The following is a 14,461-nucleotide window of genomic DNA, read 5'->3' as shown; positions in this document are numbered from 1 at the left end:
ACCGCCCCCCTCGCGCACGCGCGCGGCCTGCGCGCGCAGATCGTCCACAAGCGCCCGCATGCGCGCCGCATTCTCCGCGAACTCGGGCGCGCGTGTGTCCAACGCACTTTGCAGAACAGGCATCAGGCAAACCTTGAGCGGGGAGGTCGGACAGCGGCAAGGGGCCGGTCCTGCCGGCGGCTCTGCGATCCCATTCGTTTCCTCGCCGTCCTCATGCGTCGCGCCGGTGCCGTGCGCGGCAGAGGATTTGAACCTGCCCTTCGGGAACGATGCAAGGGCGTGTCCCGGCCGCCCGCCTTTGGCGATCGGGAGTCCGAAGATCAGAACGCGATCCATCGGGCCCGGCAGCGGGCCAGAGAGCTTCGTTTGGATATCGTGATCAAAGCACACAGGTTCGTGATTGGCGCGTCTGGGAACCGGTCCATCTAACTTCGGGAACGGGACGGGACGCTTTTTATGTCGATGACGGGAACTGGGCGCAGGTTGGGCGTCGCAGTGGTGGGACTCGGCGGCGCGGTCGCCACGACGGCGGTTGCGGGGATCGAAGTGATCCGGCGCGGCGCGAACCGGCTGGACGGGCTGCCCCTGGCGGATGTCGCTGTTCCCGGTCTTGTCGATTACCGCGACATGACTTTCGGTGGCTGGGATCTCGACGGCTCCGACCTCGCCGCCGCCGCTGGCCACCACCGCGTGCTCAGCGAGGCGCAGATCGCCGAGACGGGCGAGGCGCTCTCGGCCATCCGGCCATGGCCCGCAGTGGGCAGCGGTGCCTTCTGCCGCGGCGTTGACGGTGCGAACAAGCACGAGGCGGCCGGCCACCGCGCCGCGATCAAGGCGATCTCCGACGACCTCCGCCGCTTCCGCGAGAAGAGCGAGGCGGACGGGATCGTGATGATCAACCTCGCCTCCACCGAGCGCACGCCGGGCGATGACGAGGCGCTGCACTCGCTGGACGCCTTCGAGCGCGCGCTGGACCAGAACGATCCCTCGATCGGCCCGGCGATGCTCTACGCCTATGCCGCCATCGAGAGTGGCGTGCCGTACGGAAACTTCACGCCTTCCCTCGCCGCCGACGCGCCGGCGCTGAAGCAGTTCGCCAAGCAGCGCAACGTCCCCATCGCGGGCAAGGACGGCAAGACCGGCCAGACCATGATGAAGACCGTACTGGCGCCCGCGCTGAAGTCGCGCGCGCTGCACGTGGATGGCTGGTTCAGCACGAACATCCTGGGCAACCGCGACGGCGAGGCGCTGCGCGACCCGGGCAGCCTGGCGTCGAAGCTGGACACCAAGGGGAACGTGCTGGACAGCATCCTCGGCTACCACGTGGAGGATCATGTGGTGGACATCCGCTACTACCGGCCGCGCGGCGACGACAAGGAGGCCTGGGACAACATCGACGTCTCCGGCTTTCTCGGCCACAAGATGCAGATCAAGGTGAACTTCCTCTGCAAGGATAGCGTGCTCGCGGCGCCGCTCGCGCTGGAGATCGCGCGCGTGCTGGACCTTGCGCATCAGCGCGGCGATGGCGGTGTGCAGGAGCAGCTCTCGATCTTCTTCAAGGCGCCTATGGTGGCGAACGGCCACGCGCCGGAGCACGCCTTCCACGCCCAGGAGACGATGCTGATGGACTGGCTGGGGGCGCCGCAGGGCTTCAACCAGTGAATGACGGGATCGCGCCGGCGGCGGATGCGCCGCCGGCGCGGGTCCTCGGGCCGTTCCGTGAACTCGGCGAACTGAAGCGCATCCGTTCCGCCGCGCAGGAGGGCTCGATCGCCGAGCGCCTCTTCGCCGCCGCCTGGGGCGCGCTGATGGCGGGGCAGGATGTCGGGGCGGTGATGCGCGCCACCACCGCCGCCGCCCTCGCGGCCACGCGGCTGGGCGATATCGACCGGGGCATCCTCTCCGCGATCGGCGTGGAGGGCGACGAGGCGCAGGCCATCATCGACCGCGCGGTGGACGAGGCCGCGGAGGAACTGCCGCCGGCGGCGCTGGAGGGGCTGCGCGGCGCGCCGGTGCTGGCGCCCGGCACGGCGCCGCCCTTCGTCGCGAAGCTGGCCCGCCAGCCCCGCGCAGGCGTGACCTGCCCGGGCAAGCCGCGCCTTCTGCTGGAGCCGCCGGAGAACCACGCGGAGCACTGCCTTGTCACGGCCGTGTACGGCGTGATCCTCTCGCCCTTCTACGGCGCGCGGGCGGATGCGGTGTTCCTCGCCTCCCTCGCGCACCACCTGCACAACGCGCTGATCCCGGATTCCGGCTTCGCGGGCGAGGTACTGCTGGGCGAGCACCTGGAGCCCGCCTTCGTGCGCGCGACGGAGATCGCGCTGGCGGAACTGCCTTCCGCCCTGGCCGATCGCGTGCGCGAGGCCCGCGCCATCCTGCCCGACGCGGAGACGCCGGAGGGCCGCGCCTTCCACGCCGCCGACACGCTGGACCGCGTGCTGCAGATCGAGCAGCACCTGCGCGCGGGCAAGGCGACGATGCACTACGTGCTGCACGACATGGAGCTGGTCCATGCCGGGCCCGTGCGGGGCTTCCAGGACAGGCTGCTGGCCGGGGTGGGGCTTCTCGCGTGACGCCGGACACGGCCCATTCTCTGCGCGACGCGGCCGGCCGGCGCTGGCCCGTGATCGACGGCATTGCCTTCGCCCGCGCCTCCCGCCCCGAGCTGGCCGGCGAGGCGCTGGCGCGGCTGGACGCGGGGGATCGCGACGGTGCGCTGGTGCTGCTGCTGGCCGACCAGGACGACTGGTGGCGCGGGCCGACGGCCGACGAGGCATCCCTGCGCGCCCTGCTGCGGGACCGGACGCGGCTGACGCTGCGCGAGGCGATGGCGCATCTCGCCTGGGGCCCGGTGGGCGACTACTTCGCGCATCGCTGGAGCGACCCGACCTTTCTGGCGGGCCTCGCGCTGATGGAGGCGCACTGGACCGCCCCGCGCACGGCCTTCGAACTGGCCTGCGGCATCGGGCAGTACCTGCGCGCCCTGTCCCAGCGCGGCGTGGCGGCGGCGGGGGCGGACGTGGTCTTCGCCAAGCTCTGGGTGGCGCGCCACTGGGTGGCGCCGGAGGCGGAGCTGATCTGCCTGGACGCTTCCGTGACACCCTGGCCGCTGGCCGAGGATCGCCGCTTCGACCTCGTGGCCTGCCACGACGCCTTCTACTTCCTGGAGCCGAAGGGCCCGATCCTCGACCGGCTGCGGCGGCTAGCTGGGGAGGGGTGGCTGGCCATCGGCCACGTCCACAACCGCGAATGGCCGAATCTCTCCGCCGGCGCGTCGGTGACGGCGGAGGAGATCGCCGCCCTTTTCCCTGACGGCACGGTTTACGACGATGCGGAGCTGACGCGCGCCGCCGTGGAGCGCCGCGCGCCGCGCGCCGCCCCGCCCGGTGCGCTGACGGGTGCGGAGGCCTTCTCGGTGGTCGCCGGGCCGGGTGCCGTGCCCGCGCGCCCGATCAGCGGCGCCCTGGCCCTGCCGCCCGAGGGTGCGGCGCTGCGGCGCAATCCCCTCTACCGCGACGGCATCATCGCTTGGCCGTCCGAGCGCTACGAGCGCGAGTACGGGCCGCGCGCCACCTACCCGGCGCACCCCACCGCCCCGGAGCGCGCCATCGCCGGCACCGCCACAGCGGAATGGGCTATGCGGCGCGAACTGCTCGACCTTCCGGAGCGCTGGTGATGCCGGAGGCGCCGCTTCCCGCGCGCAGCATCGGCTGGGGCATCGTCGGCTACGGCTGGGTGGCGCGGGACTACGCCGCGCCTGCCATCCTCGCCGCCGGGCACGCCGTGCGCGCCGTCTGCGATCCCACTCCGGCCGCGCTGGAGGCGGCGCGGGCCGCGCATCCCGGCGCCGGGCTGCACGACAGCCTGGCCCCCATGCTGGACGACCCTGAGGTGGAGGCGATCTACGTCGCCACGCCGAACCACCTGCACCGCGCCGCGGTGGAGGCCGTCGCGGCGGCCGGGAAAGCCGTGCTCTGCGAGAAGCCAATGGCCGCGACGCTGGAGGATGCGGAAGCGATGGCGGCCGCGGCCGAGAGCGCGGGCATCCTGTACGGCACCGCCTTCGACCAGCGCCACCATCCCGCCCACGAAGCGATCCGCGCGGCGGTGCAGTGCGGCCTGATCGGCACGCCGACCGTAATCCGCATCGCTTACGCCTGCTGGCTGGGCGCGGACTGGACGGTGACGGGAGAGGGCGACAACTGGCGCGCCGATCCCGCGCGCGCCGGAGGCGGCGCGCTGATGGACCTGGCACCGCACGGCCTGGACCTGGCGGAGTATCTGCTGGGCGAGCGGATCGAGGAGATCGCGGCGCTCACCCAGCGCCGCGTGCAGTCCTATGCGGTAGATGACGGTGCGCTGCTGATCGGCCGCACTTCCGGTGGCGTGCTGGTGCAGCTGCACGTCGCCTACAACTGCCCGGACGCGCTGCCGCGCCGGCGGCTGGAGGTGCTGGGCAGCACGGGACAGGTCCTGGCGGAGAACACGATGGGCCAGGATGCCGGTGGGCGCGTGACGCACACGGACGCGGCGGGGCGCAGCGTGCCGCTGGACGTACCGGAGGCGGATACCTCTCCCTTCGCGCGCCAGATGGCGGCCTTCGGCCGCGCGCTGTCCGGCGGCGACCGCTCGGTCTTCAGCGCGTCGCGGGACCTGCACACCATGCGCCTGCTGCACCGGGCCTATGCGGAGGACCCGGCATGCCGCTGACACCCTGGGCCTGCGCGAACTGCGGCTTCTGGCAGAAGCATTTCGAGCCGCGCGGCTGCCCGGTCTGCGAGGACACGCGCAACGACCTGCCGCATGACGGCTGGCACTTCCTGCGGGAGGAGGAGGTGGCGGCGCGGCTGACAGGCTCGTGGAAGCGCCTGGACCGCGACATGGTGGCCTTCACCACCTCCCCGCCTTTCGGCCTGAACGGCACGGGCTGGCTGCTGCTGCACGAGGACGGGAACACGGCCTTCGAGGCCGCGCCCTATTACACGCCCGACATGCTGGAGGAGATCCGCCGCCTAGGCGGCATCCGCTATCTCGCTGCCAGCCATTGCCACGGCTACGGCGCGCTCTGGCAGTTGCAGGACGTGTTCCAGCCGGAGGTGCTGGCCATCCAGAAGGACGACCTGCGGATGACCAAGGCGTTCCGCGTCACCTGGCCCTATGACGAGGCGCTGGAGCTGCGGCCCGGACAGGTGCTGATGCATGTCGGCGGCCATTACGAGGGCCAGGCGGTGCTGCACGACGCGGCGCGGAACACGCTGTTCTGCGGCGATGCCTTCAAGGTGGACCAGGGACCGGACGGCGAGAATCTGGCGGTTTCCACCCACAAGGCCTTCCACAAGGATATCCCGCTCTCGCCGGGCGAGGTGCGGAAGTACCGGGACGTGATCGGCAGCGTAGAATTCGACACGGTCTGCACGCCCTTCGAGCACGCGCGCGGCATCACGCGCGAGGTCGCGCTAGCCGTGCTGGATGACCAGCTGCGCGGCCCGCCGGGCGTGCGACACATTCCGATGGATGAGCTGCGCCGCCGCGCTGGGGAGAGAGCTGTATGAGCGACGAGCTGCGCCGGGTGGCGGATGCCTTCCGCGCCACCATGCCGAAGGGCGCCAACATCACCGTCTTCCGCATCGATCACCTGGACCGCACCGGCATCCCCGTGGTGCAGGCCAACCTGATCCTGGACGACGAGCCGGCGACCACGGGCTACGGCTACGGCTTCACCGAGGTGGAGGCGGAGGTCGGCGCGCTGGGCGAGCTGTGCGAGGAGGTGCATTGCGGCGCGGCGATCAAGGTGCTGCCGCGCGTGACGGGCAGCTACGCCGAGCTCTCCCGGACGCGTGCCGTGGCCGATCCGCTGACCCTCTGCCTGCCCGCCGGCTGCGACTACACGCCGGACATGGTGCTGCCCTGGGTTGAGGCGAAGCGCTGGCCTTCGGGCGAGACGGTGCTGGTGCCGCGCGAATGGGTGGCCGCCTATCCCTACCAGCTCGGCGAGGCGCCGAGGCTGATCACGCCCATCACCAACGGCCTGGGCGCGGGCTTCGACATCGAGCACGCCATCGCCCACGGTATCATGGAGGCGCTGCAGCGCGACGGGAACGTCGTCTCCTACCGCGCGCTGGACCAGGGCGCGGTTGTGGAGATGGACGCGGTGCCGGACCCGCAGGTGCGCGGGCTGCTGGACCATCTGAAGTCCCTCGACATCAACGTGATGGTGAAGCTGGCCGCGACCGACTTGGGCATGGCGAACCTCTACGTGGTGGGCGACGACAGGGGCGAGCCGACCGCGCCCATCCAGATCACCTCCTGTGGCGAGGCGGTGAGCCCGGACCGCGAGCGGACCCTGCGGAAGGCGCTGCTGGAGTTCTGCGGTTCCCGCGCCCGCAAGGCGGCCACCCACGGCCCCATCCCCCTGCTGCGCCAGGCCCTGCCGGCCGATTACGTGGAGCGGCAGATCGGCGTGGCCGTGTACGAGGAGGAGGAGAACCGCGCCCTGGAAGCGATGGTGGAGTGGATGGACAAGGACGCCTCCGTGCTGCGCACGCGGCTGGCGGACAATGTCCTCTCGGCCCGCAGCCATCGGCCCTTCTCCTCCCTGCCCACCGTGCCGGCCTCGGCGGTTGCGAACTCGAAGGACCGGCTGGCGCTGCTGGTGGATCGCCTCGCGGCGGAGGGGCTGGAGGTGCTGACCGTCGATTGCTCCCCGCCCGACCGCGCGATCCGCGTGGTGAAGGTGATCGTGCCCGGGCTGGAGAGCGAGACGATGAGCTATCACCGCGTCGGCTGGCGCGGCGTGCGCCGCCTGCGCGACCGCAACGACCCGCTGATCTTGGATGCACCGCGCGAGGGCGCGAAGCGGGTGCTGCTGCGGCCTGAGGACGAGGCGCGCGTCGGCGGGCCGGCCTGGTTCAATGCCAAGCTGGCGGACGAGATCGTCGGCACGCTCTATCCGCTGTACCGGGAGAGCGGGACCTTCTCCGCCCAGCTCGCCCTCGCGGCGCGGCGCGGGGAGCCGGTGCCGGCATGACCCTCCGCTTCGCCTACAACACCAACGGCGCGGCCAACCACCGGCTGGCGGATGCCGTCGCGATCATCGCCGACGCCGGCTACGACGGCGTGGCCTTGACGCTGGACCACCACCACCTGGACCCGATGGAGGAGGGGTGGGAGCGGCGCGCGGAGGTGCTGGCGCGCGACCTCTCCGCCCGCAAGCTGGGCTGCGTGATCGAGACGGGCGCGCGCTACCTGCTGGACCCTCGTGCGAAGCACGAGCCGACGCTGCTGACGCCATCCCAGGAGGGGCGGGACAGGCGCGTGGCCTTCCTGAACCGCGCGACCGACATCGGCGCCATCCTGGGCGCGGAGGCCGTCTCCTTCTGGGCCGGCGTGCCGCGCCCGGGCGTGGAGCATGGGCAGGCCAAGGCCTGGCTGCGCGAGGGCGTGGCGCGGGTGCTGGAGCACGCGCAGTCCCGCGGCGTGACGGCGGCGCTGGAGCCGGAGCCGGGCATGCTGGTGGAGACGGTGGATGACTGGTCTGCCCTGGACCTGCCCGGCCTGACCCTGGCGCTCGACCTCGGCCACCTGCTGGTGACGGGGGAGCGCGATCCGGCCGCGGCGGTGCGGGAATTCGCCCCGCATATCGGCACGGTCGCGATCGAGGACATGGCGCGCGGCGTCCATATCCACCTGCCCTTCGGGGAAGGCGACATGGACATCCCCGCCTGCCTGGACGCGCTGGAAGGGATCGGCTTCTCCCGCCTCGTTTGCGTAGAGCTCTCCCGCGAGAGCCACCGCGCCGATACGATGATCCCGCAATCCCTGCAGTGGCTGCGCAACGCCCGCGCCGCGAGGGCCGCGTGAGGGTCCTCTTCCTCTCCCGCCGCTTCTTCCCCGCGATCAGCGGGATGAGCGTCTATGCCGTGAACCTGCTGCGCGAGCTCGTCTCGGCCGGGCACGACGTAACGATGGTCAGCCAGTACCGCGGCGATCCCGCGGGCACGCGGGTCTATGGCGGCGGCCCGCCGCCGGAGGTGCCGGGCGTGCGCGTGATCGGCCGCCGCTCCCTCGGCGAGGAGGCCTTCGCCGGGCCCGGCGGCGCGGATTTCGAGCGCGACGTGGACGACATGGTGCAGACCATCCTGGCCGAGCACGCGCGCAAGCCCTTCGACGTGCTGCACGCCCAGTACGGCTACCCCAATGGCTGGTCCGTGCTGCTGGCCGCGCAGCGGATCGGCGTGCCCACCGTCGTCTCCATCCAGGGCGGCGACGGCCACTGGGTGGGTTCCTGCTGCGAGACGCACCGGCAGGCCATGCTGCGCGTGCTGAACCACGCGGACCGGCTGCTGATCGGCTGCGACAGCTTCGCGCAGGAGGTGGTGGACCGCCTGGGCGTCCCGCGCGAGCGTTTCACCATCGTCCCCGGCGCGGTGGAGGTGGACCGCTTCCATCCCGCCCCGGGCTATGTGCCGGGGCGGGCCGCCGATCCCGTGCGCCTCTTCTACCACGGCCGAGTGGATCGCCGGAAAGGCGCGCTGGACTTCCTCGACGCTTTGGCGATGCTCCGCGCGCAGGGCGTGCCCTTCGCCGCTACGATCAGCGGCATCGGCCCCGACCTCGATGCTTGCGTGGCGCGCGATGCGGAACTGGGGCTCGGCACGCGCTTCTCCGGCTATGCCGACTACGATGCGACGCCGGCGCTGTACCGGGAGGCGGACGTCTTCGTCTCTCCTACCTATGCCGAGGGCTTCTCCAACACCGTGCTGGAGGCGATGGCGAGCGGCCTTGCCTCTGTCTCCTGCGACGCGGTCGGCGTGCGGGATTGCCTCCGGCACGAGGAGAACGGCCTGCTCTCCCAGCCCGGCGACGTGCCGGCGCTGGCGGCGAATCTTCGGCGCATCATCACCGATGCGCCCCTCCGCGCGCGCCTGGCGGCGAATGCGCTGGATGAGTGCCGCCGCACCTATTCCTGGGAAGCCGTAGGCCGGCAGATCATGGGGATCTACGAGGAGGTGCGCGGCACCGCGCCCGACACTGCCTTCGACCCTGTCCTGCCAATGGCCGAGTGCCGCTTCCGCGCGGCACCGCACCTGCTCTGATGCCGCTCGCCCTCGCCCTCTCCCCGCACCTGGACGACGCCGCCTTCTCGGCCGGCGGCGTGCTGGCACGGATGGCGGGGGAGGGGTGGGAGGTGGTGGTGGCGACGATCTTCACTGCCACCGTGCCGGAGCCACGAGGCTTCGCCCTGGCCTGCCAGACCGACAAGGGCCTGCCGCCCGAGGCCGACTACATGGCCATCCGCCGCGCGGAGGACCTGGACGCTTGCGCTGCGCTCGGCGCACGTGCTGTCCACCTGCCGCTCCGCGAGGCGCCGCACCGCGGTTACCATTCCGCGGCCGAGCTCTTCGCCGCGCCGCGCTCCGACGACATGGCGCATCTCCAGGCTCATGACGCGATTGCGCCGCTCCTGCAGGAAGCGCGGCCGGACCTCATCCTCGCACCCCAGGCGATCGGCGGGCATGTGGACCATGTGCTGACCGTACGCGCCATCCAGCTGCTGGACCCGCGCGCGCCAATCCTGTGGTGGCGGGATTTTCCCTACATCACGCGCGCCGACACGCCCCGCCGCCCGTTCGTCGCGATGATGGATCGCTTCCCCGAGACCGAGCTGCCCACCGATCCCGCCGCCAAGCACGCGGCCTGCGCGGCCTATGCCACCCAGCTCGGCTACCAGTTCGGTGGACCGGAGGGGCTGGCCCGCGCCCTGGCCACGACAGAGGGCCGCGAGCGCGCCCGCGTTCAGGGCGAGGCGCCGGTGCTGGCAAGGGCCGCATGATGGCCGCGTCACGCCGCGGCCCACACGCGGGCGCCCTCTCCGATCCTGCGGAGCTGGCCGCGCGCCACGCCCTGCTGCGCGACGCCCCGCACACCGCCCCGATCCGCATCCTGGCCGAGCGCATCCGCGAGGCCACCGGCCGCCCCGTGCCGGAGCCGGACCCGCTGGATGGCGGCGCCGAGGCGCGGCTTCTCCTGCTGCTGGAAACACCCGGCCCGCGTCTCTCGCACGAGAACGCCATCGTCTCCCGTGACAAGTCCGGCGGCACCGGCGCCAACCTGCGCCGCTTCCTGGACGCTGCGCGGATCGACCGGCGCGACATGCTGATCTGGAACGCCGTGCCCTGGATCATCCACGAGCCCGGCGCCCTCAACCGTGCGCCCCGCACGGCGGAACTGCGCGCCGGGTTGGAATGGGTGCCGCCGCTGCTGGAGGTGATGCCGAACCTCCGCGTCGCCGTGCTGGCCGGGCGCTTCGCCGCCGCGGCGGAGCCCGTGCTGCGCGCTGCCCGCCCGGGCCTGCCCGTGCTGACCATGCCGCATCCCAGCCCGACCTATGTCTGCACCAGCCCCGCCGTGCCCGCGCGCATCGCGGAAGCGCTGGGGGTCGCCGCGGCGCTGCTGGACGGGGGGCGAGCATGACCAGGGTCCTTGTCACGGGCGGCGCCGGCTACATCGGCAGCCAGGCCGTCCTCGCGCTTCTGGACGCGGGGTATCAGCCAGTGGTGCTGGATGACCTGTCCACCGGCTTGCGGGAAGCCGTGCCGGAGGGCGTACCGCTGGTGGTGGGCGACGTGGCGGATGCCAATCTTGTTGCCAGCACCCTGCGCGCGCACCGGGCGGAGGCGGCGATGCACTTCGCAGCCTCCCTCGTGGTGCCGGAGAGCGTGGCGCAGCCGCTGGCCTATTGGCGAAACAACCTGGCGGGCACGCTGGGACTGCTTGAGGGCTGCGTGGCGGCCGGGGTGCGGCGCCTCGTCTTCTCCTCCACCGCCGCCGTCTACGGCATCCCCGACACCCTGCCGGTGCGGGAGGACGCGCCCTGCCGCCCCATCAACCCCTATGGCGCGAGCAAGCTGGCGGCGGAGCGGCTGATCGGCGATGCCGCCACCGCGCACGGCGTTTCCTTCGTCGCGCTGCGCTACTTCAACGTGGCAGGGGCGGACCCCGCCGGGCGCACGGGCCGCCGCCGCCCGGGCGCCACGCACCTGATCGCCGTGGCCTGCGATGCGGCGCTGGGCCGGCGAGACGCCGTGACGGTGTATGGCGACGACTACGACACGCCGGACGGCACGGGGGTGCGGGACTACGTCCATGTCGCCGACCTCGCCACGGCGCATGTGGCGGCGCTGCGGCACCTGCTGGAGGGCGGGAGGAGCCTGACGCTGAACTGCGGCTACGGGCGGGGCCACTCCGTGCTGGCCGTGCTGCGCGCGGTGGAGCGCGCGGCCGGGCGCCCCGTGCCGCACCGGATCGCGCCGCGCCGCGCGGGGGACCCGCCCGCCGTGATCGCGGTGGCGGACGGCGTGCGGCAGCTCCTCGGCTGGCATCCCATGCACGACAGCCTGGATCGGATCGTGAGCGACGCCCTGGCCTGGGAGGGGCGGCCCGCCGCTCCGCCGCTCCTGCCGGGCCAGCCCGCCGAGCGTGCCCACGCGTGAGAGCAGGAGGATGAGCGCGCGCCAGGAAGCCGTGCGGCGCGCCGCCCGGCGGCGGCGGCGCGCCGCTTTCGCCGGCCTCGCCATCGGGATCGCGACCCTGCTGCTGGCGCTCGGGATCGGCGTGCTGGCGCCGGGCGGGTGGTCGGTGTGGGAGGTGCTGCTTCTCGTCTGCCTGATCGGGAACCTGCCCTGGATCGCCCTGGCCGCCGCCACCGGCACGGTCGGGCTGATCGTGCGCCTGCGCGGCGGGGCGGCGCCGGAGCCGGATGGGCCCGTGACCCTTCGCACCGCCATCGCCGTCTGCGTGCGCGACGAGGCAATGGGGGAGGTCCTGCCGCCGCTCGCGCGGCTGATGGATGGGCTGGCGCCCTGGGGCGACCGCTTCGCCCTCGTGCTCCTCTCCGACACCACCGATCCTGCCCGCGCCGCGGCGGAGGAAGCGGCGGTGGCGGCCTTCTCCGCCGGGCGGCCCGGGGGAAGGGTGCTCTATCGCCGCCGGGCGAAGAACACCGGCTACAAGGCCGGCAACGTGATGGACTTCCTGGACCACCACGCCGAGGGTTTCGACCTGATGGTGCTGCTGGACGCGGATTCCGAGATGTCGCCCGATTCCGTGCTGCGGCTGGTGCGCGCGATGGAGGCGGAGCCGCGCCTGGGCCTGCTGCAATCGCCCATCGCCGGCCGCCCGGCCGCCGCGCCCTTCGGCCGGCTGTTCAACGCCGGCCACCGCGCGGGCGGGCAGACCTGGACACTGGGCCAGGGCTGGTGGCAGGGCGACGAAGGACCCTTCTGGGGCCACAACGCCGCCATCCGCATCGCGCCCTTCCGGCAGCACTGCCGCCTCGGCCCGCTGCCGGACGGATCCCACATCCTCTCCCACGACCACGTGGAGGCGGCGCGGCTGCACGCGGCGGGCTGGGGCGTGCGCGTGCTGCCGGACATGCGGGACGGGGCGGGCGGCTCGCTCGAATCCGCGCCGCCGCACCTTCTCGCCTTCCTCGTCCGGGATCGCCGCTGGGCGGCGGGGAACCTGCAGTACCGCCACCTGCTGCGGGACCGCTCGTTGAGCCGGGTGGGGCGGTTCCAGATGCTGCAGGCGATCCTGCACTACCTCCTCGCCCCGCTCTGGTTCGCCATGCTGCCGCTGGCCGCGCTGAACGCCGCCTTCGACGCGGAGGGGACGCCGCGCGGCGCCCTGGTCGCGCTGCTCCTCCTCGGTTATGCGGCGCTGCACACGCCGCGCCTGGCCGGGCATGTCGCGGCGCTGCTGCGAACCCCGCCGGGCGGGCGCCTGGCTTATCTTCGCCTCGCCGTGTCGGAGAGCCTCTTCCTGCTCCTCTTCGATCCGATCATCGCCTTCCACAACACGGTCGTCGTGCTCTCCCACGCACTCGGCCTCTCCCAGGCCGGCTGGCCGTCGCAGAGCCGGGAGGAGCGGCGCATTCCCTGGGCGGAGGCGGCCGCCTTCCTCTGGCCGCACACCCTGGCGGGTCTGGTGATCCTCGGCCTGCTGCTCGCCTCCGGCTCCGTCTTCGCCGTGCTCGCGGGGCTGCCGGCGGTCGCGGGGCTGGTGCTGGCGATCCCATTCTGCGTCCTGACCGCCGCGCCGGATGCGGGCTGAGGCCGCCCGTCCCGGCCCGCTGATCGCCAGCCCGGGCTGGCGCTACGTCCTCATCGCCGCGCTCTACGCCCATCAGGGGCTGGTGGCGGGCTTCGCGCTGACGGCCATTCCCAACCACTTTGCGGCGCTGGGCGCATCCACCGGGGAGATCGGCGCCCATGTCGCGACAGTCGGGCTGCCCTGGATCCTGCAGCCCCTCTGGGGGCCGGTGGTGGACCGGTTCGGTGGCCTTGCCATGGGGCGGCGCCGCTTCTGGGTGGCCGCGGCGCTCACCGCCTCGCTCCTCGCCCTGGCCCGGCTGCTGCTGGTAGAGGAGGGCGGCGCGGCCACGCTGCCCGCCATCAGCGCCGTCTTTCTTCTGCAAGGTGCCCTCGCCGCGCTGAACGACACGGCGACGGACGGCATGATCATCGACAACGTGCCGCCGGAGCGGCTGGGCACGGCCAATGCCGTCACCCGCACGGGGTTCGTCACCGGCGGGGCAGTGGGGGCGGCACTCTTCGCCTGGATGCTGCCCGCGCACGGGCTGCACGCCTCGGCGCTCGTGCTGCTCGCCTTCGGCGGGGCGGTGCTGGCGCTCCAGCTCCTCGTGCGGGAAGGCGCGGGCGATGCGCGTCTCTCACTACGCCGCGATCTCGGGCGCAGCGCGGCGGGGGAGGGGTTCCCAACGCTCCTGCGCCGCCTCGCCGCCAGCCTGCGGGGCGGCGCCACGCCGCTTCTGCTGCTGTTCTGCTTCGCCACCGATTTCGCCGCCGCGATCTTCCGGCTGCCCCTGAGCGTGGAACTCATCCAGGCGCGCGGCTGGGAGGCGGAGGCGCTCTCGCGCTTACAGGCCGGCATGGGGCTCGTCACCGGCACGCTCGGCGCGCTCGCCATCGGCTGGTGGACGGACCGCGCCGGCCCCCGGCGGGCGCTCGCCGTCCTGCTCGGCCTCTGCGGCGCCGCCCACGTCTTAGCGGGCGCCCTGCTGCTGGTGCCGGAGCCGCGCTGGGCCGCGCTGGCCGGGCCGCTCGCGCTCGGCCTGTCCACGGTGCTGCCCGCGCTGCTCTTCGTGGCCCTCGCCCCCGCCGTGATGCGGGCGAGCCTCGGCCCCGCGGCGGCCACGCGCTTCGCCCTGTTCATGGCGGCCCTGAACATGGGGGACGTTTCGGGGTCGGCGGTCGCGGGGAGCGCCGCGGCCTGGCTCGGCTTGCCACCCCTGGGCCTGGCTGCCGGGGCGCTGTTCCTCCTCTTCGCGGTGTTGGCGGGGGCGGGCGGGCTGCGGCGGCTCGGGGCGCCCTAGGCCAGGGCCATCCAGGAGCCCGTGCTCACCCGATCTTAACCGCCCTGGGCGATTCCGGAGCGGACC

Annotated in this window: 13 protein-coding genes; all 13 read left to right on the top strand. The window is 72.9% G+C overall.

Annotated elements, in window-relative coordinates:
* Positions 1-456 precede the first annotated feature (456 nt).
* Genes NRP21_RS07420 through NRP21_RS07360 form a run of 13 tightly spaced genes read left to right on the top strand, consistent with a single transcriptional unit; the run spans position 457 to position 14,395 of the window.
* Entirely contained in the window at positions 457-1,662 is a 1,206-nt protein-coding gene (locus tag NRP21_RS07420) for an inositol-3-phosphate synthase (RefSeq protein WP_257715535.1), read from the top strand.
* A complete protein-coding gene (locus NRP21_RS07415) occupies positions 1,659-2,573 on the top strand; it encodes an HD domain-containing protein (RefSeq protein WP_257715534.1) in 915 nt (304 codons plus the stop codon). The genes NRP21_RS07420 and NRP21_RS07415 overlap by 4 nt, the downstream gene beginning before the upstream one ends.
* Positions 2,570-3,676, top strand: a complete 1,107-nt coding sequence (locus tag NRP21_RS07410) for a class I SAM-dependent methyltransferase (protein ID WP_257715533.1) — start codon at positions 2,570-2,572, stop codon at positions 3,674-3,676. Before NRP21_RS07415 ends, NRP21_RS07410 begins: the two co-directional genes overlap by 4 nt.
* The gene (locus tag NRP21_RS07405) at positions 3,676-4,710 is read left to right on the top strand and encodes a Gfo/Idh/MocA family protein (protein WP_257715532.1); all 1,035 of its coding nucleotides are present in this window, start codon (positions 3,676-3,678) and stop codon (positions 4,708-4,710) included. Before NRP21_RS07410 ends, NRP21_RS07405 begins: the two co-directional genes overlap by 1 nt.
* Complete coding sequence (locus NRP21_RS07400; RefSeq protein ID WP_257715531.1) at positions 4,701-5,552, top strand: MBL fold metallo-hydrolase; 852 nt, start codon at positions 4,701-4,703, stop codon at positions 5,550-5,552. The genes NRP21_RS07405 and NRP21_RS07400 overlap by 10 nt, the downstream gene beginning before the upstream one ends.
* Entirely contained in the window at positions 5,549-7,027 is a 1,479-nt protein-coding gene (locus tag NRP21_RS07395; RefSeq protein WP_257715530.1) for a YcaO-like family protein, read from the top strand. Before NRP21_RS07400 ends, NRP21_RS07395 begins: the two co-directional genes overlap by 4 nt.
* Positions 7,024-7,860, top strand: a complete 837-nt coding sequence (locus NRP21_RS07390) for a sugar phosphate isomerase/epimerase family protein (RefSeq protein WP_257715529.1) — start codon at positions 7,024-7,026, stop codon at positions 7,858-7,860. Before NRP21_RS07395 ends, NRP21_RS07390 begins: the two co-directional genes overlap by 4 nt.
* Positions 7,857-9,095, top strand: a complete 1,239-nt coding sequence (locus NRP21_RS07385; protein ID WP_257715528.1) for a glycosyltransferase family 4 protein — start codon at positions 7,857-7,859, stop codon at positions 9,093-9,095. The genes NRP21_RS07390 and NRP21_RS07385 overlap by 4 nt, the downstream gene beginning before the upstream one ends.
* Positions 9,095-9,832 carry a PIG-L deacetylase family protein gene (locus NRP21_RS07380; protein ID WP_257715527.1) on the top strand — a complete coding sequence of 246 codons (738 nt, stop codon included), beginning with the start codon at positions 9,095-9,097 and terminating at the stop codon, positions 9,830-9,832. Before NRP21_RS07385 ends, NRP21_RS07380 begins: the two co-directional genes overlap by 1 nt.
* Positions 9,829-10,473 (top strand): uracil-DNA glycosylase, encoded by a 645-nt coding sequence (locus NRP21_RS07375; protein WP_257715526.1) that lies wholly within the window; start codon positions 9,829-9,831, stop codon positions 10,471-10,473. Before NRP21_RS07380 ends, NRP21_RS07375 begins: the two co-directional genes overlap by 4 nt.
* Entirely contained in the window at positions 10,470-11,492 is a 1,023-nt protein-coding gene (galE, locus tag NRP21_RS07370) for a UDP-glucose 4-epimerase GalE (protein ID WP_257715525.1), read from the top strand. Before NRP21_RS07375 ends, galE begins: the two co-directional genes overlap by 4 nt.
* Before the next feature lie 10 nt (positions 11,493-11,502).
* Positions 11,503-13,113: a glucans biosynthesis glucosyltransferase MdoH gene (mdoH, locus tag NRP21_RS07365; protein ID WP_257715524.1), complete on the top strand. Its 1,611-nt coding sequence runs from the start codon at positions 11,503-11,505 to the stop codon at positions 13,111-13,113.
* Entirely contained in the window at positions 13,103-14,395 is a 1,293-nt protein-coding gene (locus tag NRP21_RS07360; RefSeq protein ID WP_257715523.1) for an MFS transporter, read from the top strand. The genes mdoH and NRP21_RS07360 overlap by 11 nt, the downstream gene beginning before the upstream one ends.
* Positions 14,396-14,461 lie beyond the last annotated feature (66 nt).

This window comes from Roseomonas populi (assembly GCF_024594815.1).
GTDB classification, from domain to species: domain Bacteria; phylum Pseudomonadota; class Alphaproteobacteria; order Acetobacterales; family Acetobacteraceae; genus Roseomonas; species Roseomonas populi.
Note: the sequence above shows the minus strand (reverse complement) of the source record. Positions and strands in the feature narration are given on the sequence as shown.

What these genes read in the sequence shown, in the direction of transcription:
- NRP21_RS07400 (WP_257715531.1), top strand. Translation starts at nt 4,701, where the DNA reads ATGCCGCTGACACCCTGGGCCTGCGCGAACTGCGGCTTCTGGCAGAAG.
- NRP21_RS07395 (WP_257715530.1), top strand. Translation starts at nt 5,549, where the DNA reads ATGAGCGACGAGCTGCGCCGGGTGGCGGATGCCTTCCGCGCCACCATG.
- NRP21_RS07420 (WP_257715535.1), top strand. Translation starts at nt 457, where the DNA reads ATGTCGATGACGGGAACTGGGCGCAGGTTGGGCGTCGCAGTGGTGGGA.
- NRP21_RS07405 (WP_257715532.1), top strand. Translation starts at nt 3,676, where the DNA reads ATGCCGGAGGCGCCGCTTCCCGCGCGCAGCATCGGCTGGGGCATCGTC.
- NRP21_RS07360 (WP_257715523.1), top strand. Translation starts at nt 13,103, where the DNA reads ATGCGGGCTGAGGCCGCCCGTCCCGGCCCGCTGATCGCCAGCCCGGGC.
- galE (WP_257715525.1), top strand. Translation starts at nt 10,470, where the DNA reads ATGACCAGGGTCCTTGTCACGGGCGGCGCCGGCTACATCGGCAGCCAG.
- NRP21_RS07375 (WP_257715526.1), top strand. Translation starts at nt 9,829, where the DNA reads ATGATGGCCGCGTCACGCCGCGGCCCACACGCGGGCGCCCTCTCCGAT.
- mdoH (WP_257715524.1), top strand. Translation starts at nt 11,503, where the DNA reads ATGAGCGCGCGCCAGGAAGCCGTGCGGCGCGCCGCCCGGCGGCGGCGG.
- NRP21_RS07390 (WP_257715529.1), top strand. Translation starts at nt 7,024, where the DNA reads ATGACCCTCCGCTTCGCCTACAACACCAACGGCGCGGCCAACCACCGG.
- NRP21_RS07380 (WP_257715527.1), top strand. Translation starts at nt 9,095, where the DNA reads ATGCCGCTCGCCCTCGCCCTCTCCCCGCACCTGGACGACGCCGCCTTC.